Origin of the sequence: Oceanobacillus manasiensis, from assembly GCF_000724085.1 — a bacterium.
Taxonomy (GTDB): domain Bacteria; phylum Bacillota; class Bacilli; order Bacillales; family Amphibacillaceae; genus Oceanobacillus_B; species Oceanobacillus_B manasiensis.
Genome location: NZ_CCDL010000001.1, coordinates 932,852 through 957,894 on the forward strand (window position 1 = coordinate 932,852; position 25,043 = coordinate 957,894).

Genomic DNA, 25,043 nt, shown 5'->3' on the forward strand with positions numbered 1-25,043 from the left:
ATGAATAATCTAAAACAATACGAAGTCCTTAATTGGGCTTCTCTTTTTTTAGAAGAATCGCAACGTGAGGTTGGGGTGGCGCAATTATTGCTCCAGCATCATCTTGGTAAAAGTCGATCGCAATTCTATGCAGACATGCAAGAGATTGTCCCTGAAGAGATTGCTGCGTCATTTGCAAAGGACATAAAAGAGCATGCTCAAACCGGTATTCCTGTGCAGCATTTGATGGGGAAGGAGTCCTTCTATGGCAGAGAGTTTGTTGTTACTGGCGATGTGTTGATACCCCGTCCGGAAACGGAAGAGCTGGTACAACATATCATAAAGTCTTTACCTGCAAATGCCCCTTTGACAATTGTGGATGTCGGTACAGGAAGTGGGATTATAGCGATTTCGCTAGCTTTGGAATTACCGCATGCGACCGTTTATGCAACAGACATTTCGGAGGAAGCCTTAGCAGTTGCCAGGCGTAATGCTTCATTGCTCGACGCAAACGTAACTTTTTTTCAAGGGAATTTCCTCCGTCCTTTGGAAGATGTCGGCATATCTATAGATGTGCTTGTCTCAAATCCTCCTTATATTGCCAGATCAGAAGCAACTACTTTATCGGACACGGTGAAAAATTTTGATCCAGAGTTGGCTCTTTTTGCGGAAGAAGAAGGATTGGCAGCGTATAAGGAAATTGTGAAACAGGCAAAAAACGTTATGAAATCAGATGGAAGACTGGCTATGGAAATCGGACATACCCAAGCAGAAGCCATTACTTCTCTTATAACACAGGAGTTTCCTTCCTATAAGGTACAGACCATAAAAGATATAAATGGAAAAGATCGTATTATTTCAGCAGCCCGCTAAGTGTGGGCTGCTTTTTTGGTGAATTTACCGAGAGTTATTAACCTTAATTGTTCACTTATATAAAAGCACGCCGTTAAAAGGAATTGTAACGGCCGATGAACTGCAAACCCTGCGCACTAACAAAATAAAATGCATTTCATCGCCCCCAGTACCATCACCAGCCTACTTCCCCTCCCACCCGGCCGACCGACCGACCATTAAAGAGAGTGAATCTTATCCTTCAATCTATAAATCTCTTTTTTTAAAACTATTTAAGATTACTAGTTTAAAATCATAATGGCTTGCCCATACTGTTGCTAGTAGACAAAGTTGGAAGGGGCTTGAATGATGAGAAAACTACTATTTATTGCATTTATATTTATTTTTTTACTAATAACATTTCCGCTAGTAGGAATGAGTCAGCTTGGTGAAAAGCAGGATGAACAAGGTTATCAGGTTATCCCTGATGATGCAATTCGATTGAGGATTCTAGCGAACAGTGATAATGAAGCAGATCAAGAGTTAAAGCGAACCGTTCGTGATGAAGTAAATGAAGTTATTACCGAGTGGGTAGCTGATATAACGGATATTGAGGAAGCTCGCCAATTAATAGAATCGCGTATTCCAGAAATAAATGAAATAGTTAAAGAGGTACTGAAAAGTGAAGGTTCTACAGGATCCTTCGAAGTAGAATATGGCTCAAATATCACCTTTCCTGCCAAGCTTTACGGCGACTTTGTTTATCCAGCAGGAGAGTATGAGGCAGTTTTGATCACGATTGGAGAAGGAAAGGGAGATAATTGGTGGTGTGTTTTATTTCCACCCCTTTGTTTTCTTGATTTCTCTAATGGTACTACGGTAGCCGCAGCTGAAGAAAGTGTGGACGAGGGCCAACAAGTGGAAGAGGAAAAAACAGAGGTAAAGTTTTTCCTGTTTGAATGGTTTGGCTGGTCATAATCTCTTCGTCTCGGCATACACTAGAGTAATAGAACAAAAACTATTAAAAATAGTAGAGGTGATCAAGTATGAAGCTAATTCTAGCAAATCAGGCGGATGAGAAGAAGTTAGAACTGTTTCTGGAAAAGAATGAGAGTATAAATAAAGCTAGCTTAATAAGGGCTGGGTATGTCGTAGAAGTAGCGGAAGAAATTGTGGGTTGTTTTTCTTTGGAAACAATGGAGGAAGGGATTTATTGGTTAAAGCAATTATATATTAATCAAACAAATGCTTCTAAACTTCCAGTTCTTTTAGAGTCTATTTTAACTTTAGCAAAACAAAAACAGGCTAAAAGTGTTTATGTACACAGTCACCAGCCAGTGGTGGATATTTTATTAGAAGCACTGCAGTTCCATCCACAAAAGGAAAAGTTATTCGTGGATAAGTACAGGAGAGAAGAAGGAAATTGGTGGTTATACCATGTTTCCTGATTTAATATAAGGTTATCCACAAAAACAGTGGATAACCTGTTTAAAAACTGTGTATAAGTCGTGAATTTTGTTTATAAGTTTTCATTTTTAAAAGAGAAATAGCATAAAATAAGGAGGTGGCCTGTGGATAAATGCAGGTCTTTTCTGTTGTGGAAAAGATGTGGGTATCCACTAAGCTTGGGTAAATTAGCAGTTTCCTCTTTCATAGCCCTTTTAGTTGCAACGCGTGCCTTTGCGAAATATGGGGTAATCTACTAAAATGAGGTAAGGAAAAGAGGGACACGTATGGATACGAAACGATGGTATGCTAAAGATTTACAACAAGATGAACAGGGCGTAATTCGGTTTGCGGCGGAATTGTTAAAGGCCGGGGAGGCGGTTGCTTTCCCTACTGAAACGGTTTATGGGCTAGGAGCAGATGCGACAAATGAAATGGCAATTAATAAGATATTTCAGGCTAAGGGCCGTCCACAGGACAATCCCCTAATTGTTCATGTGGCGACAGCTCAGCAGCTAAAAGAACTTGTATCAGCCGTTCCTGCCTATGTGGATAAATTAATTGAAGCATTTACCCCTGGCCCACTAACATTCGTATTGCCTAGTAATGGTCGATGCGCTCAAAATGTGACGGCGGGATTAGATTCTGTTGGGGTTAGGTTGCCTGGTCATCCATTGGCATTAAAATTATTGGAAGAAGCAGCTATACCTGTTGCTGCACCCAGTGCGAATTTGTCTGGGAAGCCAAGCCCAACAACTGCAGATCATGTCTGGTCGGATTTGAATGGGAGAATTTCAGCGATCCTTGATGGTGGCGCCACGGGTGTAGGCTTGGAATCAACGGTGCTTGATTGTACACAGGCTATCCCGATTATTCTTCGCCCTGGCGGAATTACAAAGGAACAACTTGAGGAAGTGGTGGGGACCGTAATGGTTGATCCTGGTTTAGCTAATGAAAAAGAACACCCGAAATCTCCTGGAATGAAATACAAACATTATTCCCCAGATGCCCCTTTATGGATAGTGAAGGGGTCTGCTGAAAAGCTACAACAGGTAATTGACACAGAAAAAGAAAAAGGTCACCTTATTGGGGTGATGGCAGCTAGTGACACTGTGTCGGCAATCCGAGCTGATGTGAAAAAAGATTTGGGCGGTAATATGGGAACAGTCGCCTCCACCATTTACGACGCTTTACGAGAGTTTAACAAACACAATGTGGACCTTATAATATGTGAATCTTTTTCGGAAGAAGGAATAGGACAGGCAGTTATGAATCGATTAAAAAAAGCTGCTAGTCAATATATTCAGTAGCAAATAAAGGTTGTCCTCATAATCCCTCTTGGACATGCATATAGTTTAGAAGCATGTTCAAGGGGGATATTGATGTCAGGATATGTTGGGGAATTCATATCAATTTTATTTTTGGCCTTTGCGCTTGGCATGGATGCATTTTCCGTAGGTCTAGGTCTTGGAATGCAGCGTCTGCGGCTAAAGCGTATTGCCTTGATAGGTATTGTAGTTGGTCTTTTTCATATTATGATGCCATTTATTGGCATAGTGTTGGGGCAATTCATTTCAGAAGGAATTGGGCAGATTACCATTTTATTAGGTGGCCTCCTGCTAGTAGGAATTGGCGCCCAAATGCTTTTTTCTGCTTTTAACCATGAAATGAAAAAAGTTATAGAACCTGTTGGCACAGGACTGTTGATCATGTCATTTGGTATCAGCATTGATAGTTTTTCTGTTGGGCTTGGTCTAGGGATGTCTGGTGTTAAAACAGCACTTGTGTTATTCATGTTCGGAGCAGCTAGTATGCTTCTTTCCTGGGTTGGAATGTTAATTGGAAAAAAGGTCCGTGGCTTATTAGGTGCTTATAGTGAAATACTTGGTGGCAGTATTTTGGTGGCGTTTGGAATGAAAATAATATTTGGTTAGAGGAAAATGTTTAGGCTCTGGTATATCGCCAGGGTTTTTTTATTTTCACAAGCATGTTTTACTTCATGTAACTGACATGTCCTCTTGTAATGTGCTATATTTATACTAGAGATTTTTTTCACGTTAGAAACGTATAAAATTTTAGCTAGGAAGCAACGGTGACATAGTTAAAATTTTGAAGTCCCAAGTATAAGGAAAACGTAAACATTCGCTAAGAGTCGAGCGAGTGCGCGTTTTTCTAAGCGGAGGTTGTTTATGAAGATATTATTTGTCTGTACAGGGAATACATGCCGAAGTCCAATGGCTGAGGCGCTTGTTAAATATAAAATACCTGAAGCGGAAGTGCAATCAGCAGGGGTTTATGCAGGTGCTGGTGAACGGGCAAATGTGAATGCTGTAGAGGTGTTAAAACAGCGTGAAATCACACTACATCATAACTCGCAACCTGTTACAGAGAGCTTGCTACACTGGGCGGATGTGGTTTTAACAATGACGACCCAGCATAAACAGTCCTTAATTATGTCTTTTCCAGGCTTTCAGGAAAAGTATTTTACTTTAAAGGAATATGTTTCCGAGTCAGATAAGAAAATTTGGAATGAGTTAAAGCAAGCGTATGCTGATTATGAAGAGAAGCGTTCTTTATTTATCCAAAAGAACCAACATAAATTAGATAACATACGTCTTGATAAGGAACTTAGGGACTTTTTGGCAAAGGACCTTGAGCATATAAGAAGCCTTGAAGCAATGCTGATTAATTATGATATCTCTGATCCATTTGGTGGCAGTGTAGAAGTCTACCAAAAAACACTGAATGAGATGGAAGAATACATTGATCTTTTAAAGAAGAAGATGACCTAGAATTAAACCTAAACTGTTTAAACGAAAACGCACAGACTAAGCATAAGGGGAGATTTTTAATGAAGGTAATTATCACGGCAGATCATGCTGGCGTAACGGTGCGCAATGTAGTAAAGGATTTGTTAGAGGAAATGGGCATTGACTATGAAGATACGGGATGCAGCTGTGAATCTTCAGTTGATTATCCTGATTATGCGTTACCTGCCGCAGAGCGGGTAGCAAATGGGGAATTTGATCGTGGGATTTTCATCTGTGGGACAGGAATTGGAATGTCAATTGCAGCCAATAAAGTGAAAGGCATTCGCTGTGCGTTAACACATGATATGTATTCAGCTAAATTAACCAGGCAGCATAATGACTCAAATGTACTAGCACTTGGAGAGCGCGTAATTGGTCCAGACCTTGCCCGTGAAGTAGCTAAAGTTTGGCTTGAAACAGATTTCCAAGGTGGTCGCCATGAAAATCGCATTGGTAAAATCGGCACCTATGAAAAAGATGCCTGATGGTCCAATGAACAGAGGTGGATAACATGACGAGTTTTTATGAGAGTTTGAAAGCAGAGTTGTCAGAAATTGTCCAGGAGTGGAGTACCGGGGAGTATTTGCGAGAAGCTCTGCCGTTCGTCATTGGCTGTTCTACTAGTGAAATAGCTGGAGAGCGAATTGGTACTTCAGGAAGTGAAGCAATCGCAGAAGAAGTCTTTATGTCTGTTAAGGATTTACAGGCCAAAACGGGAATTGTTCCTGTTTTTCAATGCTGTGAGCATCTTAATCGTGCACTTGTCATGGAACGGGAAGTGATGGAACGACTTCAATTGGAAGAAGTGTCAGTTGTTCCTGTGAAAACGGCAGGTGGAGCAATGGCTACCTATGCCTTTCAACATTTTCAAAACCCGGTTGTAGTGGAAACAATCCAGGCCCATGCTGGAATGGATATTGGAGAAACGATGATTGGTATGCACCTAAAACATGTTGCAGTACCGCTAAGGTTCAAGCAACGTTTTGTTGGGAAAGCACGTGTAACTACTGCCATCACAAGACCTAAATTGATTGGTGGTCAACGTGCACAGTATGAACGTATACAAGCTAATACTAGCTGTAAATAAATGTACATAGGGGGCTTTACGTATGGAGCATGTAAAACAAGCAGATAAGGAAATTTTTGAAGCAATTCAGGCGGAGAAATCCCGCCAGCAGGATAAGATTGAATTAATCGCATCTGAGAATTTTGTTTCTGAAGCCGTAATGGAAGCAATGGGGTCTGTTTTAACTAATAAATATGCAGAAGGCTATCCTGATAAACGCTATTACGGAGGCTGTGAGCACGTTGATGTAGTGGAAAATTTAGCGCGTGATCGTGCCAAAGACCTTTTTGGGGCAGAACATGTGAATGTACAGCCACACTCGGGTGCGCAGGCAAATATGGCTGTTTATTTTGCTGCACTTGAGCCAGGAGATACAGTGCTAGGTATGAACCTTAATCATGGAGGACACCTCACTCACGGGAGCCCTGTAAATTTCAGTGGAACATTGTATAATTTTGTAGATTACGGTGTAGATAAGGAAACCGAGCAGCTTGATTATGCCTCTGTACTTGAAAAAGCAATGGAAGTAAAACCAAAGTTAATTGTTGCTGGGGCTAGTGCATACTCTCGTATTATTGACTTCTCCAAATTTAGAGAAATTGCAGACACTGTAGGTGCCTATTTGATGGTTGATATGGCGCATATTGCTGGACTTGTTGCTACAGGCTTGCATCCAAATCCAGTACCTTATGCTGACTTTGTAACCACAACTACCCATAAGACGCTACGCGGACCTAGGGGTGGCATGATCCTTTGTAAAGAAGAATACGCGAAGAAAATCGATAAATCTGTCTTTCCAGGAATGCAGGGTGGACCACTTATGCATATTATTGCAGCGAAAGCAGTATCGTTTAAAGAAGCGTTGTCTGATGATTTTAAAACATACACGAAGCAAATCATTCAAAATGCGAAGACACTAAGTAAAGCATTGAATGAAGAAGGTGTTCGCATCGTTTCTGGTGGTACGGACAATCATCTATTACTATTAGATGTTACACCACTTGATTTAACTGGAAAGGTTGCTGAAAAAGTCCTAGATGATATTGGGATTACGACAAATAAAAATACCATTCCATTTGATACTTCAAGTCCATTTATTACAAGCGGGGTACGCGTGGGAACTGCTGCAGTAACCTCACGTGGTTTTGGTGAAGAAGAAATGAAGGAAATTGCTTCCATTATTTCCTTAACATTAAAGAATCATGAAGATACTTCCAAATTAGAAGAAGCGAAAGAACGTGTAGCAAAGCTTACGTCTAAATTACCTCTCTATGCTTAATATAAAGGATGTCCATTTTGGGCATCCTTTTATTTGAATGTTTTTTAGCCAACAATGAAAAGGAGATGCGCTTTTGTTTTTTAACTTGAAAGCAGCGCTTTTTTTCAGTACAATTTGAAGGATGTATTAATACTAAAGGAGTGATCGGCAAAATGGGTAACGTATTCGTACTGGATCATCCGTTAATCCAGCATAAGCTAACCTACATAAGGAATAAGGAAACAGGAACAAAGGAATTTCGTGAACTAGTGGATGAAGTCGCAATGCTAATGGCTTTTGAAATTACAAGAAATCTTCCATTGCAGGATAAGACAATTCATACTCCTGTAGTAGAAACACAGGCGAAGGTGCTTTCGGGTAAAAAAATTGGTCTCATTCCGATTTTGCGTGCCGGCCTTGGAATGGTTGATGGGGTTTTGAAATTAATTCCTGCTGCAAAAGTTGGCCATGTTGGACTCTATCGTGATCCAGAAACATTTCAGCCAGTTGAATATTATATTAAATTACCATCTGATATAAATGAACGTGAGTTAATCGTAATTGACCCTATGCTTGCAACGGGTGGTTCAGCAAATGATGCGATCCATTCCTTGAAAAAGCGTGGTGCGGAAAACATTCGTCTAATGTGTCTAATCGCAGCACCAGAGGGTGTAGAAATGATTAAAGAAGAACACCCAGACGTTGATATTTACCTAGGTGCTTTAGATGAAAAGCTTGATGAGAAAGGCTATATTGTTCCAGGTCTTGGAGATGCTGGTGACCGTTTATTTGGTACTAAGTAAACAAGGATAGGAGTGCCTGTTATGCAGAATCGTATAAAAGTAATGACTATTTTTGGAACTAGACCGGAAGCGATCAAAATGGCCCCGCTTGTTTTGGAATTACAAAAGCGTCCAGAGGAATTTGAATCGATTGTAACGGTAACGGCACAACATAGGGAAATGCTTGATCAAGTTCTTGGAATCTTTAACATAAAACCAGATTACGACTTGAATATTATGAAGAAGCAGCAGTCTCTTGCGCAAATAACCACTAGAGCCCTCGAAGGCTTGGATGAGGTTATGAAGCAGACCAAACCTGATATCGTGCTTGTACATGGTGACACGACAACTACCTTTGCGGCATCTCTTGCTGCCTACTATAACCAAATTGCAGTAGGTCACGTGGAAGCTGGTTTGCGTACATGGGATAAATATTCTCCGTACCCAGAAGAAATGAACCGCCAGCTAACTGGTGTCATGGCAGATTTACATTTTGCACCAACAGACAAATCAAAGCAAAATCTTCTAGATGAAGGTAAGCCTGATGAACGGATTGCAGTAACGGGTAATACGGCTATTGATGCATTGAAAACAACAGTAGACAGTGCGTACACTAGTCCGCTCCTTGACGCTATTGGGGATAAGCGTTTGGTGCTTATGACAGCACATCGCAGGGAGAATCTTGGGAACAACATGGAGCAGATGTTTCGGGCAATTAAGCGATTGGTAGAGACACATGAAGATATTCATGTCATTTATCCTGTCCACTTAAACCCAGTTGTGCAAGATACAGCAAATACTATATTGGGCGATGATGAACGCATTCAATTAATCGAGCCACTTGGTGTAGTCGATTTTCATAACTTTGCTTCCAGATCACATCTCATTCTGACTGATTCCGGTGGTGTGCAGGAAGAGGCGCCATCTCTTGGCGTACCTGTTCTTGTATTAAGAGACACAACAGAACGACCAGAGGGGATTGCGGCAGGTACCCTTAAGCTTGCTGGTACAGATGAAGAAAACATCTTTGCCATGGCGAACGAGCTCCTATCTAATGACGAGGCTCATAAGGAGATGGCGAAAGCTTCTAATCCTTATGGTGATGGACAAGCCTCCAGAAGAATAGCAGACGAAATTTTAACGTATTTTAAATAACCGAATGGCCACCCATCGAACTGGGTGGCTTTTTCTATGTCGTTTGTCGGGTTTTTCATCACTATGAAAAGCCAACACTCTCCCTCTTGCATAAATTCTCCTTCTTTTTCAAAAACTAATCTGAAAAGGAGGGCTTGGAATGCGTCGCGTTTTATACTTCGTTAGCATAGTCGTTTTAATGCTGGCCTACCCACAACCGATCTCTGCTGAGAGAAGCGAAACACAGTCGCTAATCATAGAAGTGGACGGTGATCCCAACGTACATAAAGAATATATTGAAGCACACCATCCATTTGTCGAGGTGGTTGCATCATATGAAACATTATTTAAGGGTTTAGCCATAAAAGGAACACCAGCAAGACTTGCCAAAATGGAAGCAATGCCCTTTGTAAAATCCGTCCATACAGTCCAGCAGTACGATGTGACGGTAAACAACCAATTGAAAGACGACTCTTTACCGGAAGATGTTGTTTTTCCAGAAACATTTAATAATACGAGCTATACAGGAAAAGGTGTAAAGGTCGGTGTAATTGATACAGGGATCGATTACAACCATCCTGACTTAAAGACGAACTATGTAAAAGGCTACGACCTTGTAGATCTTGATGATGATCCGATGGAGACAAAACCGAATCAGGGAATTCCGACACTACATGGTACCCATGTGGCTGGGATTATAGCAGCGGATGGCGAGATGAAAGGTGTTGCACCAGATGCCGAGATTTATGCGTATCGCGCACTTGGTCCTGGGGGAAGTGGTACATCTGTCCAAGTAATTGCCGCAATGGAGCAGGCAGTCAAGGATGGTGTGGATGTGATGAATCTATCACTTGGGAATAATGTAAATGGGCCGGACTATCCAACAAGTTTAGCTGTTAACAGGGCGGCTGAACTAGGAGTAGCAGTTGTCATTGCAAATGGAAATAACGGACCGGCAGAATGGACTGTTGGATCACCAGCCACAGCGTCCAAAGCAATCTCGGTCGGTGCTACTAGTCCTGCCAGACAAAATCCATACCTTTACGCAAGATGGAAAGATAGGGGAATTGGGATAACTCCCATGGTCGGATCCATTCCATGGAAGTTGGACACATTTTACCAGATAGCAGTAGCTGGGCAGGATGCGTCAAGAAAAATTGCAGTATTGCAGCGTGGGAAAGTTCCTTTTTATGACATGGCAAAACAAGCTGAAGAGGAAGGTGCTGTTGCTGTGGTCATCGCTAATAGTGAGGCAGGAGCATTTCAAGGTTCTATAGAAAATGCAAAGGATCCGGTTACCATACCAGTAGCGTCTATATCAAAAGAGGATGGAGAATGGCTTCAGTCCATGTCGGAAAAAGATAATCTGCAATTGGAGACCCAGTATAATCAACTACCAGTTTCTGTTGCTGATTTTAGCTCCCGCGGTCCGGTTACAATCAATTGGGATATTAAACCGGATATTCTGGCACCAGGGACGAATATCATGAGCTCTGTCCCGGGCGGTTATAAAGCCTTACAAGGTACAAGTATGGCAGCACCTCATGTAGCCGGAGCGATTGCTTTAATGAAGGAGGCACACCCTGATTGGTCAAATGATCAGATTGTTGGTGCTTTAAAAACAACCGCATGGCAGATGGAACAGGATGATAAAGCAATAGAGCCAATTATGCAAGGTTCTGGTGTGATGAACCCGGACGAGGCTATACACGCTTCTACTATTATTGAGGATCCTGCTCTTTCTTATGGGAAATTTATATCCTACAGAGAAGAAAAAACAAAGCAGCTGACCATCACAAACCAATCCGATGAGCAAAAAACGTACACATTTGCTATTCCAAAAAAGCAACGCGGCATACAATGGAGTTTGCCGCAAAGGTTCTCTTTAAATCCAGGTGAGAAAAAAACAGTCCCAGTTAATCTTGCTATTACGTCAGAATTGTTGAATCAAGGCGTGCATCAAGGATGGTTGAGTATAGCAGAAGGAGAAACAACCTATCAACTTCCCTACTTATTTATAAATAAAACCGCGGATGATCCAAAAGCGATGGGCTTTGAATTTTCACTTGAGGCTTTTTCTAGCGAAGCGTATACGTATCAAATCTATCTTGCGGAAACAGCGACCAGTGTCAAAATTGATCTGTATGATCCAGATAGTCTATTATTTGAACGTACTTTTTTAAATCTGGACGAAGTTACTACAGGTGAGAATAAAGGGAAGCTAACAAAGAAAGAAATTGGTGAAGCAGGTCACTATTTAGCGCTCATTACAGTTAAGTTAGATGATGGTAGTTTTGCTTCGTATCAGACAGAAATAACCATCAAGCCATAGTTTCTTTGTACGTTCACAAAAATGTCACGAAATCACGCTTGGAAATGATATATAATAGGAAGGAAGGCATTCAGGAAAATCTTTGCCTCCTTCCTGAATCTTCCACAGCATGCGCATATAATCATAATGGGTAAATGTCAGTTACAATCACATAACTGAAAGTCCACCCAACAAATCTGGAAACCTTTTGTCGAAATGAAGGTTGTTCATCTAGTACGTGAATAGATTGTCCACATTCACGATATAGTGAGAATTTATCTCTGTTTATTCCTTAAATAAGTTCCTCTGGAATAGACACAAAATCAATCAAAAATGGTATTAATTTGGGAATTATAGTTAAATCAAAAAACATTCTAATAACTAATTGACAATAGGTAGGGGCTATTGTACACTTGCTTAGTGTGGGGGATGTGATAATTTCACAATCACTGCAAAACGTCCAAAACTCCGCCATGCGCGCAATTCTCCAGCTTCCTTTTTTTCTCTTAATCTATTACATAGCAATCATCTTTACGTGGATAGGCTTGGGGAACGGGATTTTTCGCAAAAGTATAGCATGCTGTGAAAACGAAACCATTTGCTTGAACGCTGGTATATCAACGATTTGCGGTTTTGGATTTTTAGGAGAGTAGAGTAATATGTTTGATTACGAAAGTATGGTTACGCGTCAGCGTAAATGGATGCTCTATCTTCTTGCAATAATGGTGCTTGGAGCCGGATTTTTGCCCCATCCACGAATTTTTAATGGTCTTCTTTTAGGTACGGTTGTTAGCTTCTATAACTTATGGTTGCTACAGCATAAAACGACATATCTCGCAAATGCTGTTGCATCAAATAGTAAAATTAGAGGTGGACTAGGTACTTTTTCAAGACTGGCTGCAGTCATGTTAGCAGTTTTAATCGCCATTCGTTTTGAAGAGCATTTCCACATTATAGCATTAGTAGTTGGGATTGTTACTTCCTATGTCGTATTAGGACTGGATTTGACGTTGCGGATGTTCTCCTATAAAAAGAAGCATAAGGAGAATAAAGATAAGTAGTGTTTTTAGCTTCAATGATGGGATAGTAAAGGGGTGATGAATTTGAATCATACAGCTCCAATAGTTGAAAATGTGTTCGGTATATCGTGGCTTGATTTTAATCTGGCAAACGTTCTCATGATCGCTGTATCCTCAGCAATCGTCTTTATTTTAAGTGTACTAGCCAGCCGTAGACTACAAATGAAGCCTACCGGATTACAAAATTTCATGGAGTGGATAGTTGACTTTGTTAAAGGTATCGTAAATGATACCATGGACTGGAAAACAGGTAAAATGTTTTTGCCACTTGGTCTGACTCTTATTACGTATATCTTAGTAAGTAATTTACTAGGGGTTGCAACAGTAGGAGTTTGGGGACACGATTTATGGTGGAAGTCACCTACAGCAGACGCTGGAATAACATTAACACTATCAGCAATGGTGGTTGTAATGACTCACTTTTATGGTATTAAAATCCAGGGGACAAAGCATTATTTAAAAGGATATGTAAGTCCAGTACCGCTGATGTTACCATTTAAGATAATTGAAGAGTTTACCAATACATTAACGTTAGGTCTTCGTTTGTTTGGTAACATTTATGCAGGTGAAGTACTACTAGGTTTACTAGTAAGTTTAGCTATGTCTGGAGTGCTTGGCTTCTTAGGTGCCGCTGCTCCAATGATTGTTTGGCAAGGATTCAGTGTGTTTATCGGAGCTATTCAGGCATTTGTATTCACGATGTTAACAATGGTTTACATGTCACATAAGGTGAGCAGTGACCATTAATAAAAACATAAAAAAAGGTTTAATATAAAAGGAGGAAGTTTAAATGGCAGCTTTAGCAGCAGCAATAGCAATTGGATTGGCAGCATTAGGCGCTGGTCTTGGTAACGGAATGATCGTAAGTAAAACAGTTGAGGGTATTGCACGTCAACCAGAACTAAAAGGTTCTTTACAAGGTACAATGTTTATTGGGGTAGCACTAGTAGAGGCGATTCCTATTATAGCAGCAGTTATCGCATTCATGGCTATTTTCATGTAAACGGACGTCCTTCATAGGATTTAAATGGCGAGGATTAGTAACAAGAGTCTTCGCCATTGCTTTATGTATGTCTATAAACAACGATAGCATAAACAGATGTGGAAAACTGTGAAAGGAGTGAAATGAGTGTACTCATATATTGACGTATTGACAATCGGGGCAAGCGTCGGAGGTTTCAGAGTAGGAGACATGCTAACACAATTGTTCTTCTTCCTCCTCTTACTATTCCTTGTGAAGAAGTTTGCTTGGGGCCCTGTTATGAATATGATGCAAAAACGTGAAGAATATGTAGCAGGCGAGATCGAATCTGCTGAGAAAAGTAGATTGGATGCAGAAAAGGCATCCAAGGAAGCCGCTGCACAGCTTAAACAGACGAAGCAAGAAGCACAAAAAATGATAGAAGATGCTAGAATGGCAGGTACGACGCAGCAAGAGAACATTATAGCAGCAGCTCGTGCAGAAGCTGAGAAAATTAAGCAGGACGCACAAGCAGATATTCAAAACGAAAAAGAAAAAGCGTTGCAGGCATTACAGGATAAAGTAGCTTCTTTATCTGTACTTATTGCTAGCAAGGTTATTGAAAAAGAAATTAGTGAACAAGATCAAGAAAAGCTAATCAATGATTACATCAAAGAGGCAGGAGAAGAGCTATGAGCAATCAAACAACGGTAGCGAAGCGTTATGCCGAGGCTCTTTTCCAGCTAGGTATTGAGAAGGCTGTATTGGATCAATTCAGAGAAGAGATGCTTACAGTAAAAGAAGTGTTTCAACAGAACAAAGAACTTTATACATTCCTGACGCATCCTCGTATTAAGCAAGAGGACAAGAAAAAGGTTGTGGAAGTACCCTTTCAAGGTCTACATAAAGATATCGTAAGCACACTGAATCTACTTGTGGAACGTCATCGGGTTGAGATAATTCCAGCCATTATCGATCATTTTATCCATTTAGTAAATGATGCCAAAGGAATAGCAGAAGCAACAGTATACTCTGTTCGTGAATTAACGGATCAAGAACGCCGTGAATTGGAATTCTCTTTCGCTAAGCGATTCAAAAAGTCCGCCATTAAACTTCATAATGTTGTGGACCCTACGATGATTGGCGGGGTCAAAATCCGTGTCGGTAACACGATTTATGATGGTTCTATTAGTGGGAAGCTGAGAAGGCTCGAACGAAATATTGTATCTGCAAACAAATGATGACAGGGGTGAAATGGTATGAGCATTAAAGCTGAGGAAATCAGTAAGTTGATAAAACAACAAATCGAAAGTTTCGATTCTGATATTGAAGTAAGTGATGTCGGCACAGTTATTGAAATCGGTGACGGGATTGCACGTGCTCACGGACTTGATAACGTAATGGCCGGAGAGCTTCTTGAGTTTTCAAACGGGGTAATGGGGATGGCCCAAAACCTAGAGGAAAGCAATGTAGGTATCGTAATTTTAGGACCATATACAGAAATCAAAGAAGGCGATGAAGTTCGCCGTACAGGACGAATCATGCAAGTGCCGGTTGGTGAGGAATTAATTGGACGTGTGGTAAATCCTCTTGGACAACCAATTGATGGAAAAGGTGTTATTGAAACATCAAAAACGCGCCCTATCGAAGGTGCAGCACCAGGAGTAATGGATCGTAAGTCAGTTGATGAGCCATTACAAACAGGAATTAAAGCGATCGATGCCCTTGTACCAATTGGTAGAGGACAGCGTGAGCTTATTATCGGAGACCGTCAAACAGGTAAAACAACAGTAGCTGTCGATACAATTTTGAACCAGGCTGACCAGGATATGATTTGTATCTATGTTGCGATTGGCCAAAAAGAGTCAACAGTAAGAAATACGGTGGAAACCTTCCGCCGTTACGGAGCACTTGACTATACAATTGTTGTATCTGCTGGTGCATCTGACCCTGCACCATTGTTATACCTTGCTCCATATGCGGGTGTATCAATGGGTGAAGAATTTATGTATAACGGGAAACACGTATTAGTCGTTTATGATGACCTTTCTAAACAGGCATCTGCTTACCGTGAACTTTCCTTACTATTACGCCGCCCGCCGGGTCGTGAAGCATTCCCAGGTGATGTATTCTATTTACATTCTCGTTTACTAGAACGTGCAGCAAAGCTTAATGATTCACTAGGCGGTGGATCCCTAACTGCACTACCATTCGTAGAAACACAGGCAGGGGACATTTCAGCTTATATTCCGACAAACGTTATATCGATAACAGACGGTCAAATCTTCTTACAATCAGACTTGTTCTTCTCAGGTGTTCGTCCAGCAATCAATGCGGGTCTTTCCGTATCACGTGTAGGTGGATCAGCACAAATTAAAGCGATGAAAAAGGTAGCAGGTACCCTACGACTTGATCTTGCTTCATTCCGTGAGCTAGAGGCATTCTCTCAGTTTGGTTCAGATTTGGATAAAGCGACACAAGCGAAGCTAAACCGTGGTGCAAGAACTGTTGAAGTATTGAAGCAAGGCTTGCATAAACCTTTAGTCGTAGAAAAACAAGTAATGATCATCTATGCATTAACAAAAGGATTCCTAGATGACATCGCTGTGGAAGATATTACACGTTTCGAGGATGAATTACACGTATGGCTTGATCAAAATAGCAAAGAGCTACTTGCATCAATCCGTGATACAGGGAAGCTTCCTGAAGCTGAAGATATGAACAGTGCAATTGAACAATTTAAGAAAACGTTCCTACCTACAGAGTAGAACATTAAAATAGCAGCATTTTTAAAAATGAACAGTGAAAATAAGCAGGCATAGGAGTAACAAACCGCTACTTCTGTCCTGTGTCTATTCCTGTTACGAAAGGGTGGTGAAAGAGCTTGGCATCACTTAGAGATATAAAAGGTAGAATCGATTCCACCAAAAAAACAAAACAAATAACCAAAGCGATGGAAATGGTTTCAGCATCTAAAATGAGTAAGGCAGAACAAAATGCGAAGGCATTCGTTCCCTATGGTGAGAAAATACAGGAAGTTGTTAAAAGTATTGCGGCAAATAACCCAGACGCAACGCATCCAATGTTGGAAAAGCGTGAAGTCAAGAAAACGGGGTATCTTGTCATCACCTCAGATAGAGGACTTGCTGGTGCTTATAACAGTAGTGTGTTACGGAATTTGTATCAAACGATTCAAAGTAGACATCAATCTACAGATGAATATACTGTCATCGCAGTAGGGCGTATGGGTTTTGATTTTTGTAGAAAAAGAGGGATACCTGTAGCCAAAAGTATCCTTGGCTTAGCAGACCAACCTAATTTTTCAGAAATCAAAGAACTTGCCTCCGAGACAGTGCAAATGTACAGTGATGAAGAAATTGATGAATTGAACATTTTCTATAATCACTACGTAAGTGCGATATCTCAACAGGTAACAACTACTAAGTTGCTGCCAATTACAGACATGGAAACAACTGGCTCCACTAGTGAGTATGAGTATGAGCCAAATCAAGAACAAATTTTAAATGTACTTTTACCACAGTATGCAGAAGCCCTTATTTATGGTGCACTACTTGATGGTAAGGCAAGTGAGCATGCTGCTCGAATGACAGCAATGAGAAGTGCAACAGATAATGCTGATGAACTAATTGGTGATTTGACATTATCTTATAACCGTGCACGTCAGGCAGCAATCACTCAAGAAATTACAGAGATAATTGGTGGCGTAGCAGCACTAGAATAGGCAGCCAATTTAAAAGATATCGAATTAGGATTCCCTGATTTCAGTCAAATTTTGGAAATATAGTAGGGTTTCTTCAAGTAAGATAGGAGGGAAATCGATGAGCAAAGGACACGTTACTCAAGTAATGGGGCCAGTCGTTGACGTAAAATTTGAAGACGGACAGCTTCCAGCTATTTATAACGCGTTAACAGTAAGATCTGAGGCGGAAGGCGACATACAAGCGATCGACCTAACATTGGAAGTTGCACTTCATCTCGGTGATAAAAGTGTCCGTACGATTGCGATGTCATCAACAGATGGCGTGAAGCGTGGTATGGAAGTAGAAAACCTAGAAAGACCAATTTCTGTCCCTGTAGGGGAAGCAACGCTTGGTCGAGTATTTAACGTACTAGGTGAAAATATTGATCTTGATGAGCCTTTAGCTAAAGACATCAAGCTTGATCCTATTCACCGTGAGGCACCGAAGTTTGAGAACCTTTCAACACAAACAGAAATCCTAGAAACAGGGATTAAAGTTGTTGATTTACTTGCCCCATATATTAAGGGTGGTAAGATCGGTTTGTTTGGTGGAGCAGGTGTTGGTAAAACAGTACTTATCCAAGAACTTATTAATAATATTGCCCAGGAGCATGGTGGGCTTTCAGTATTCGCAGGAGTAGGAGAGCGTACCCGTGAGGGGAATGACCTTTACTTCGAAATGAAAGATTCCGGCGTTATTGCAAAAACAGCAATGGTTTTCGGACAAATGAACGAGCCACCTGGTGCACGTATGCGTGTAGCACTAACAGGGTTGACTATGGCGGAATATTTCCGTGATGAGCAAGGCGCAGATGTTCTCTTCTTCGTTGATAATATCTACCGTTTCACACAGGCAGGTTCTGAGGTGTCCGCCCTACTAGGCCGTATGCCATCAGCGGTTGGTTACCAACCAACACTTGCAACAGAAATGGGACAGCTTCAAGAGCGTATTACGTCAACTGACAAAGGTTCCGTTACTTCTATCCAGGCAATCTATGTACCTGCGGATGATTATACAGATCCGGCGCCAGCTACAACGTTTGCTCACTTGGATGCTACGACTAACCTTGATCGTAAATTATCCGAGCAAGGTATTTACCCAGCGGTAGACCCTCTTGCATCAACTTCTCGTGCTCTTGACCCTGAAGTTGTTGGAGATGAACATTATGAAGTAGCACGTGAAGTTCAGCGTACACTTCAACGTTACAAGGAATTGCAAGATATTATTGCTATTCTTGGTATGGATGAACTAGGTGACGAAGATAAGCTAGTCGTATCTCGTGCCCGTCGTGTACAATTCTTCTTGTCTCAAAACTTCCACGTTGCAGAACAGTTTACAGGACAAAAAGGCTCCTATGTACCAGTTGCAGAAACGGTAAAAGGATTTAAAGAAATTCTAGATGGTAAATATGACGACCTTCCTGAGGACGCATTCCGTTTAGTTGGACGTATTGAAGAAGTAGTTGAAAAAGCACAAGGCATGCAATAAAAGACAAGTGGCAAGATTGGTGATTAGCCATGAAATACATGGCTATTACAAACCTTGTCTGTCTAAGGAGGGGTTACATTGAAAACTCTAACTGTGAGTGTTGTTACTCCTGATGGTCCAGTACTGGAAGATGACTTTGAAATGGTTAGCTGTAAAGCTGAAACTGGCGAGCTCGGAATATTACCAGGCCATATTCCACTCGTCGCCCCATTAACGATTAGCGCTGTACGACTAAAGCGTAATAATGGGGAAGAGAAGCTTGCTATTAACGGTGGCTTTATGGAAGTAAGACCAGATAAAGTAACCATACTTGCTCAATCTGCTGAATTGCCTACAGATATCAATGTTGAGCGAGCAAAGGAAGCGAAATCTCGAGCAGAAAGCCGATTACAGTCTAAACAGGACAATATTGACTTCCAACGGGCAGAATTAGCACTCAAAAGAGCATTAAATCGCTTGGACATTAGTCAATAAGCAAATATAAGAAAATCCCCCACAACAATTATGTTGTGGGGGATTTTTACCTATTTAGGGTTGTGTATTATGCCATATATAACAAGAAAATTTTATATTAGTCATAACTGGAAAAACCCCATTTAAACCTGTAAGATAGTCATGTACTTTATTATGTCGTATTTCCCGGGAAATTGCCGGAGGAAATTGACGTAAGATAGGGAAATAAATCAGTTTTATAAGGTGGTATATATGTTTTCTATAGGACAACTGGCAATCGTTAGTATGTTATCGCATTTAATTTTCATCTACTTGACTTGGAGGGTGGTTCAAGCAATTAATTTTGACCCACTCATCAGAAAAGGAAGAGCCGGAGAGGCGAGAGTGTTGCTACTTCTAATAACCATAGTAGTTGGTTCAGGAGTAAGTAGATTTTTCCTGGAAATTCTTCAATGGTCAAGAGACCTAATGTTTTTGTTTTAAACAGAGACTCTCTTAATCTAGTAAATTGTCGTGATTTGTAGTGTATGTTAGTAGTTTCCCCTGTACATACTATAGTTACTATAGTATGAATACGGGGGTTTTTTTATGAGAAAAACAGCACTACTTCTATTATTTGTTTTACTATTAACGACTAGAACAGCCACAATGGCAGACTATAACGATGAATTACTTGATATAATACATTATACAGAATCCATTAATCTACCTATAAATGACTGGAGCGTCACTATTCGAGAACAAGTGTCTGCTAAGAAAGCTACAGATTTAATTAAAAAAATGAAAAAAGAGGGTTTAAAGGAGACAAAAAAGGAAAAAGCAAGTAGTGTAAACTATTTGCTACATGACATACAGAATTCTACTGACGTCGACGTATATTATAATGTTATTGTTCATAGTGGGAAAGCGGAGTTAATTGCAGTAATAGAAGGGCAAGGTTGGTCTGAAAAAACGTTGGACACATATGTTGAGAAGATCGTTAATGTGAAAAACAATTTATTCACAGATATGGCACAAACATTCGCTTGTCTAACAACAACAGATGATGCTATAATTAGTAGTGATTATTTTTTCAAAGATTTTACAAAAAAATTCGATATTCAACATCAAAGTAAGCAATTCGACAACAACGAAAATTCAGCGCATAATTTTATTTTTTACGGGTATACACCACTATGGACCCAGGAAATAAGTCTAGACAATACACCAATGAACATACAAGTAGCTGTCACGGAGAATGCAGAAGGACATCTTACTTATACGATAGGAACACCTATCCTAATAAATGAATATTAATATTATGAAATTGGATCTGAAGGAGATTTGAAATATGGAAAAAATCATCGTAAGAGGCGGACACCAATTGAACGGCACCGTTAAAGTGGAAGGTGCGAAGAACGCCGTATTACCTGTTCTAGCCGCAAGCCTTATTGCAAGTGAAGGGAAAAGCGTTATTACAGAAGTCCCTGAACTAGCTGATGTATATACTATAAATCAAGTATTAAGCAATATGAATGCTGATGTGAAATTTGAGAACAACACTGTAACGGTAGATGCCTCCCAAAAATTAAAGACAGAGGCACCTTTTGAGTATGTTCGAAAAATGCGCGCATCTGTATTAGTACTTGGACCATTACTTGCACGATATGGCCATGCGAATGTAGCAATGCCAGGTGGGTGTGCGATTGGGTCTCGTCCGATAGACCTTCATTTAAAAGGTTTTGAAGCTATGGGAGCTGAAGTCCATGTTGGAAATGGTTTCGTTGAAGCACATGTTAACGGACGTCTTAAAGGTGCAAAAATTTACCTCGATATGCCAAGTGTTGGTGCCACAGAGAATATTATGATGGCCGCTGCGCTTGCTGAAGGAAAGACCATTCTTGAAAACTGTGCGAAAGAACCAGAAATCGTAGACCTAGCTAACTATCTGAACAAAATGGGTGCAAAAATTATCGGTGCAGGTACGGAAACGATCCGCATTGAAGGCGTAGAAAAATTATACGGTACGGAACACGCTATTATTCCTGACAGAGTAGAAGCTGGTTCGTTTATGGTTGCAGCAGCAATTACTGGAGGAAATGTCTTAATTGAAAATGCAGAAAGTGAACATTTACGTTCTGTTATTTCAAAACTTGAGGAGATGGACGTAACCGTAACAGAGGAAAATGGTGGCGTTCGAGTAATTGGTCCAAAGACTTTGAAAGCAACGGATATTAAAACGTTGCCACATCCAGGCTTTCCTACTGATATGCAATCCCAAATGATGTCACTTATGTTATGTGCAGAAGGTACAAGTGTTATTACGGAAACGGTCTTTGAAAACCGCTTTATGCATGTAGAAGAGTTTCGCCGAATGAATGCAAAGATGAAAATAGAAGGCCGCAGTGTATTCATTGAAGGTCCTAGTGACTTACAAGGAGCGGAAGTCGCTGCAACTGACCTTCGTGCTGCTGCTGCATTAATTCTTGCTGGATTACGTGCAGATGGCTACACAAGGGTTACGGAACTCAAGCATCTCGATCGTGGCTATGTAAACTTTGCCGGTAAGCTTGCTTCACTTGGTGCAGATATTGATCGAGTGGATGAAAATGGTAATTCCATCGAACCTTTTGTACAGGTAGAGGTTCAAGAAAATGATTACGTGGCTAAACTGTCTTAATACGAATCAAATATAGGATCCAAAATATGTAGAGCAGGAGAATTTATTTCTTCTGCTTTTTTGTATGATAAAATTTTTAATTAAATTATTCTTAATAGTGTGAATTTTAATTTAATAAAAGGTATCCTTAATCATTATGAGTGTTTAAATCATGTGCTTAGAAGAAGAACTAGCTGGACCACAATACATAAAGGTTGTTGCATAAACGAAATATTTGTCAGAATTCTGTCTTTTATTTTTGTTAAATATATGTTAAAATTGAGAGAAAATTGATAACAATTCAAAAAGAAGGGGCAGACTTCATGAAGTTATATTTATCGGTAGATATGGAGGGGATTACCGGTCTACCTGACTATACATATGTAGATTCAAGTAAACATAATTATGAACGTGCTAGAAAAATAATGACCGAGGAAACAAATTACGTAATTGAAGCAGCTTTTCAACAAGGGTGTACGGAAATTGTGGTAAATGATAGCCATTCTAAAATGAATAACCTATTAATTGAAGCGCTTCATCCTGAGGCTTATTTAATAACAGGTGATGTAAAACCATATTCTATGATGCAAGGGCTAGATGAGTCATTTGATGGAGCAATATTTGTCGGGTATCATGCACGGGCTGGCCAATTCGGTGTAATGTCTCATGCGATGATACATGCGGTTCGAAATTTTTATATTAATGACCATGTCATCGGTGAAATGGGACTGAATGCTTATTTAGCCGGTTATTATAATGTACCATTACTTATGGTGACAGGAGATGATCAGGCAGCTAAGGAAGCTGAAGATCTTATTCAGGGAATTAGTACTGCTGCAGTAAAGTCATCCATTTCTCGCTCTGCGGTTAAAAGTCTTTCTCCGAAAAAAGCAGGGGAACTTTTAACTAAACAGGTAGGAGTTGCTTTAGAAAATAGGCAAAAGGTACAGCCTCTTATCCCACCAGAAAAACCTGTGCTTCGAATAGAGTTTACGAACTACGGACAAGCGGAATGGGCAAACCTGATGCCAGGTACGGAGATAGAGAAAGGAACCACCATTGTACGATTTGAAGCTAAAGATATGAAGGAAGCATATCAGGCAATGCTTGTGATGACAGAGCTAGCTATGAATACAACATTTTCCTAGAGGGGGCAGGCACATATGCTGAAGTACATAGCAAAACGATTACTGATTATGGCTGTTACACTCTGGGTCATTGTTACGCTTACCTTTATATTAATGATCTCTATTCCAGGCTCGCCACTAAACAGTGAACGAAACACAAATGAAGTTGTACAGGCAAATTTAGAAGCGCATTATAATCTCGACGAGCCATACTACGTACAATATATGCTTTACATAAAATCAATTGTAACCTTTGATTTTGGTCCATCTATTAAACAGCCGAACCAGACAGTAAATGATTTGCTAGGCAGGGGATTTCCAATCTCCTTTGAGCTAGGCATTATTACGATTATAGTGGCATTAATTTCAGGAATTACGCTTGGAATTCTTGCAGCATTACGTCATAACGGTATCATTGATTATCTGGCAATCAGTCTAGCAGTGCTAGGTATATCAATTCCCAATTTCGTCCTAGCAACATTATTAATTCAAAAATTAGCTGTAGATTGGAACATATTACCACCTGCTACATGGTCAAGCCCAGCGCATATGGTGTTACCAGTTATTGCGTTGGCAACAGGTCCAATGGCAATTATTGCACGGCTGACTCGCTCCACTATGCTGGAGGTTCTGACACAGGATTATATTAAAATGGCAAGAGCAAAAGGTCTATCGCCTTGGAAGATCGTCTTAAAGCACGCATTGCGTAATGCATTAATGCCTGTTGTAACGATCATGGGAACTCTACTTGCCGGAATATTAACGGGTACGTTTGTTATTGAAAAAATATTCGCGATACCTGGAATGGGTCGCTATTTTGTGGAAAGCATAAATCAACGTGATTATCCGGTAATTATGGGAACAACCGTTTTTTACAGCGCCTTTTTAATATTCATGCTCTTCCTAGTAGATATCGTTTACGGTATTTTAGATCCAAGAATTAAGCTGCACAAGAAGGGAGGGGCTTAGTATGGAACAAAACAATATGAAGCGTTCTCCTGGTAACATCCCTGATGAATGGTTTTCATGGAAGGGAAAGGATACCGAAGCTGCTGAAACAGTTGCTCGTCCATCCCTATCATATTGGCAAGATGCATGGCGCAGACTAGTAAAAAATAAACTGGCTATGGCTGGGTTACTATTCCTAGTTTTGCTTGCACTTTTTGCCATATTTGGCCCTATCTTATCTCCTTACGAGGTAAACAAGCAGGATTTGCCAAACCAGTATCAGCCACCATCCTCCGACCATTGGTTTGGAACAGATAACGCAGGAAGAGACGTGTTCACACGCACATGGTATGGTGCTCGTATTTCCTTGTTCGTTGGTTTGATGGCAGCACTTATTGATTTATCAATCGGAATAATTTATGGTGGTCTTTCTGGATACAAGGGTGGCCGCACAGATAATATTATGATGCGTATCATTGAAGTCCTTTACGGGCTACCTTATTTACTAGTTGTTATTCTTTTGTTAGTTGTATTAGGTCCAAGTTTAAGTACGATTATCATTGCATTGACGGTAACAGGGTGGGTTGGAATGGCCCGAATAGTGCGAGGGCAAGTTCTGCAGATTAAAAACTATGAATTTGTCCTCGCTTCCAAGTCGTTTGGTACAAAGACACCTCGGATTATCCGAAAAAACCTGTTACCGAATACAATGGGGCCAATTATTGTTCAAATGACACTGACGGTTCCGAGTGCCATATTTGCAGAGGCTTTCCTAAGTTTTCTCGGTCTTGGTATACAGGCTCCCTTTGCAAGCTGGGGTGTAATGGCAAATGATTCGTTAGGTGCCATCCTGTCTGGGAATTGGTGGACCTTGTTCTTCCCAGCATTTTTCATATCCTTTACGATGTTTGCATTTAATGTATTAGGTGATGGACTACAGGATGCCCTGGATCCAAAACTGAGGAAGTAGG

At 40.5% G+C, this 25,043-nt stretch carries 27 protein-coding genes; all 27 read left to right on the plus strand.

The features are described from left to right. The 27 genes from prmC to BN985_RS04830 all read left to right on the plus strand — a co-directional run bounded on the left by prmC (position 1) and on the right by BN985_RS04830 (position 25,042). Positions 1 to 852, plus strand: a complete 852-nt coding sequence (gene prmC / locus BN985_RS04700; protein ID WP_042221403.1) for a peptide chain release factor N(5)-glutamine methyltransferase — start codon at positions 1 to 3, stop codon at positions 850 to 852. A 327-nt stretch (positions 853 to 1,179) separates the two neighbouring features. Beyond that, positions 1,180 to 1,788: a stage II sporulation protein R gene (gene spoIIR / locus BN985_RS04705; protein WP_042221404.1), complete on the plus strand. Its 609-nt coding sequence runs from the start codon at positions 1,180 to 1,182 to the stop codon at positions 1,786 to 1,788. A 68-nt stretch (positions 1,789 to 1,856) separates the two neighbouring features. Beyond that, positions 1,857 to 2,258 carry a GNAT family N-acetyltransferase gene (locus BN985_RS04710; protein ID WP_042221405.1) on the plus strand — a complete coding sequence of 134 codons (402 nt, stop codon included), beginning with the start codon at positions 1,857 to 1,859 and terminating at the stop codon, positions 2,256 to 2,258. Between the two features lie 285 nt (positions 2,259 to 2,543). Continuing rightward, a complete protein-coding gene (locus tag BN985_RS04715; protein WP_042221406.1) occupies positions 2,544 to 3,566 on the plus strand; it encodes an L-threonylcarbamoyladenylate synthase in 1,023 nt (340 codons plus the stop codon). Between the two features lie 72 nt (positions 3,567 to 3,638). Beyond that, positions 3,639 to 4,190, plus strand: coding sequence for a manganese efflux pump MntP (locus BN985_RS04720; RefSeq protein ID WP_042221407.1), 552 nt, complete (start codon positions 3,639 to 3,641; stop codon positions 4,188 to 4,190). 255 nt (positions 4,191 to 4,445) lie between these two features. After that, positions 4,446 to 5,048 (plus strand): low molecular weight protein arginine phosphatase, encoded by a 603-nt coding sequence (locus tag BN985_RS04725; protein ID WP_042221409.1) that lies wholly within the window; start codon positions 4,446 to 4,448, stop codon positions 5,046 to 5,048. 59 nt (positions 5,049 to 5,107) lie between these two features. After that, complete coding sequence (gene rpiB, locus BN985_RS04730) at positions 5,108 to 5,551, plus strand: ribose 5-phosphate isomerase B (protein WP_042221411.1); 444 nt, start codon at positions 5,108 to 5,110, stop codon at positions 5,549 to 5,551. Between the two features lie 26 nt (positions 5,552 to 5,577). Further along, positions 5,578 to 6,153, plus strand: coding sequence for a TIGR01440 family protein (locus BN985_RS04735; protein WP_042221413.1), 576 nt, complete (start codon positions 5,578 to 5,580; stop codon positions 6,151 to 6,153). Positions 6,154 to 6,175: 22 nt separating this feature from the next. Next, a complete protein-coding gene (locus BN985_RS04740) occupies positions 6,176 to 7,411 on the plus strand; it encodes a serine hydroxymethyltransferase (protein WP_042221414.1) in 1,236 nt (411 codons plus the stop codon). 152 nt (positions 7,412 to 7,563) lie between these two features. Next, on the plus strand, positions 7,564 to 8,193 hold the full coding sequence (gene upp, locus BN985_RS04745; RefSeq protein ID WP_042221416.1) for a uracil phosphoribosyltransferase: 630 nt from the start codon (positions 7,564 to 7,566) through the stop codon (positions 8,191 to 8,193). A 21-nt stretch (positions 8,194 to 8,214) separates the two neighbouring features. Continuing rightward, on the plus strand, positions 8,215 to 9,327 hold the full coding sequence (wecB, locus tag BN985_RS04750; protein ID WP_042221417.1) for a non-hydrolyzing UDP-N-acetylglucosamine 2-epimerase: 1,113 nt from the start codon (positions 8,215 to 8,217) through the stop codon (positions 9,325 to 9,327). 139 nt (positions 9,328 to 9,466) lie between these two features. Beyond that, complete coding sequence (locus BN985_RS19470) at positions 9,467 to 11,638, plus strand: S8 family serine peptidase (protein ID WP_042221418.1); 2,172 nt, start codon at positions 9,467 to 9,469, stop codon at positions 11,636 to 11,638. A gap of 638 nt (positions 11,639 to 12,276) precedes the next feature. Further along, positions 12,277 to 12,678, plus strand: a complete 402-nt coding sequence (locus tag BN985_RS04760; protein WP_042221419.1) for an ATP synthase subunit I — start codon at positions 12,277 to 12,279, stop codon at positions 12,676 to 12,678. A gap of 42 nt (positions 12,679 to 12,720) precedes the next feature. Further along, entirely contained in the window at positions 12,721 to 13,443 is a 723-nt protein-coding gene (gene atpB / locus BN985_RS04765; protein ID WP_042221421.1) for a F0F1 ATP synthase subunit A, read from the plus strand. Between the two features lie 43 nt (positions 13,444 to 13,486). Continuing rightward, positions 13,487 to 13,699 (plus strand): F0F1 ATP synthase subunit C, encoded by a 213-nt coding sequence (gene atpE, locus BN985_RS04770; protein ID WP_042221422.1) that lies wholly within the window; start codon positions 13,487 to 13,489, stop codon positions 13,697 to 13,699. A 126-nt stretch (positions 13,700 to 13,825) separates the two neighbouring features. Then, entirely contained in the window at positions 13,826 to 14,353 is a 528-nt protein-coding gene (atpF, locus tag BN985_RS04775) for a F0F1 ATP synthase subunit B (protein ID WP_042221423.1), read from the plus strand. Then, complete coding sequence (locus tag BN985_RS04780; RefSeq protein ID WP_042221424.1) at positions 14,350 to 14,898, plus strand: F0F1 ATP synthase subunit delta; 549 nt, start codon at positions 14,350 to 14,352, stop codon at positions 14,896 to 14,898. The genes atpF and BN985_RS04780 overlap by 4 nt, the downstream gene beginning before the upstream one ends. A gap of 18 nt (positions 14,899 to 14,916) precedes the next feature. Further along, positions 14,917 to 16,425, plus strand: a complete 1,509-nt coding sequence (gene atpA, locus BN985_RS04785; protein ID WP_042221426.1) for a F0F1 ATP synthase subunit alpha — start codon at positions 14,917 to 14,919, stop codon at positions 16,423 to 16,425. A gap of 116 nt (positions 16,426 to 16,541) precedes the next feature. Further along, positions 16,542 to 17,399 (plus strand): ATP synthase F1 subunit gamma, encoded by an 858-nt coding sequence (gene atpG, locus BN985_RS04790; protein WP_042221427.1) that lies wholly within the window; start codon positions 16,542 to 16,544, stop codon positions 17,397 to 17,399. Positions 17,400 to 17,496: 97 nt separating this feature from the next. Beyond that, entirely contained in the window at positions 17,497 to 18,906 is a 1,410-nt protein-coding gene (gene atpD / locus BN985_RS04795) for a F0F1 ATP synthase subunit beta (protein ID WP_042221428.1), read from the plus strand. Between the two features lie 78 nt (positions 18,907 to 18,984). Further along, positions 18,985 to 19,380: a F0F1 ATP synthase subunit epsilon gene (locus BN985_RS04800; protein WP_042221429.1), complete on the plus strand. Its 396-nt coding sequence runs from the start codon at positions 18,985 to 18,987 to the stop codon at positions 19,378 to 19,380. 264 nt (positions 19,381 to 19,644) lie between these two features. Beyond that, positions 19,645 to 19,842: a DUF1146 family protein gene (locus BN985_RS04805; RefSeq protein ID WP_332257478.1), complete on the plus strand. Its 198-nt coding sequence runs from the start codon at positions 19,645 to 19,647 to the stop codon at positions 19,840 to 19,842. A 105-nt stretch (positions 19,843 to 19,947) separates the two neighbouring features. After that, positions 19,948 to 20,655: a YwmB family TATA-box binding protein gene (locus tag BN985_RS04810; protein WP_042221432.1), complete on the plus strand. Its 708-nt coding sequence runs from the start codon at positions 19,948 to 19,950 to the stop codon at positions 20,653 to 20,655. A gap of 34 nt (positions 20,656 to 20,689) precedes the next feature. Continuing rightward, positions 20,690 to 22,018 carry a UDP-N-acetylglucosamine 1-carboxyvinyltransferase gene (gene murA, locus BN985_RS04815; protein WP_042221433.1) on the plus strand — a complete coding sequence of 443 codons (1,329 nt, stop codon included), beginning with the start codon at positions 20,690 to 20,692 and terminating at the stop codon, positions 22,016 to 22,018. A gap of 302 nt (positions 22,019 to 22,320) precedes the next feature. Continuing rightward, positions 22,321 to 23,145, plus strand: coding sequence for a M55 family metallopeptidase (locus BN985_RS04820; protein WP_042221434.1), 825 nt, complete (start codon positions 22,321 to 22,323; stop codon positions 23,143 to 23,145). A gap of 15 nt (positions 23,146 to 23,160) precedes the next feature. Further along, on the plus strand, positions 23,161 to 24,093 hold the full coding sequence (locus BN985_RS04825) for an ABC transporter permease (protein ID WP_042221435.1): 933 nt from the start codon (positions 23,161 to 23,163) through the stop codon (positions 24,091 to 24,093). A 1-nt stretch (position 24,094) separates the two neighbouring features. Then, positions 24,095 to 25,042: an ABC transporter permease gene (locus BN985_RS04830; RefSeq protein ID WP_042221436.1), complete on the plus strand. Its 948-nt coding sequence runs from the start codon at positions 24,095 to 24,097 to the stop codon at positions 25,040 to 25,042. Position 25,043 lies beyond the last annotated feature (1 nt).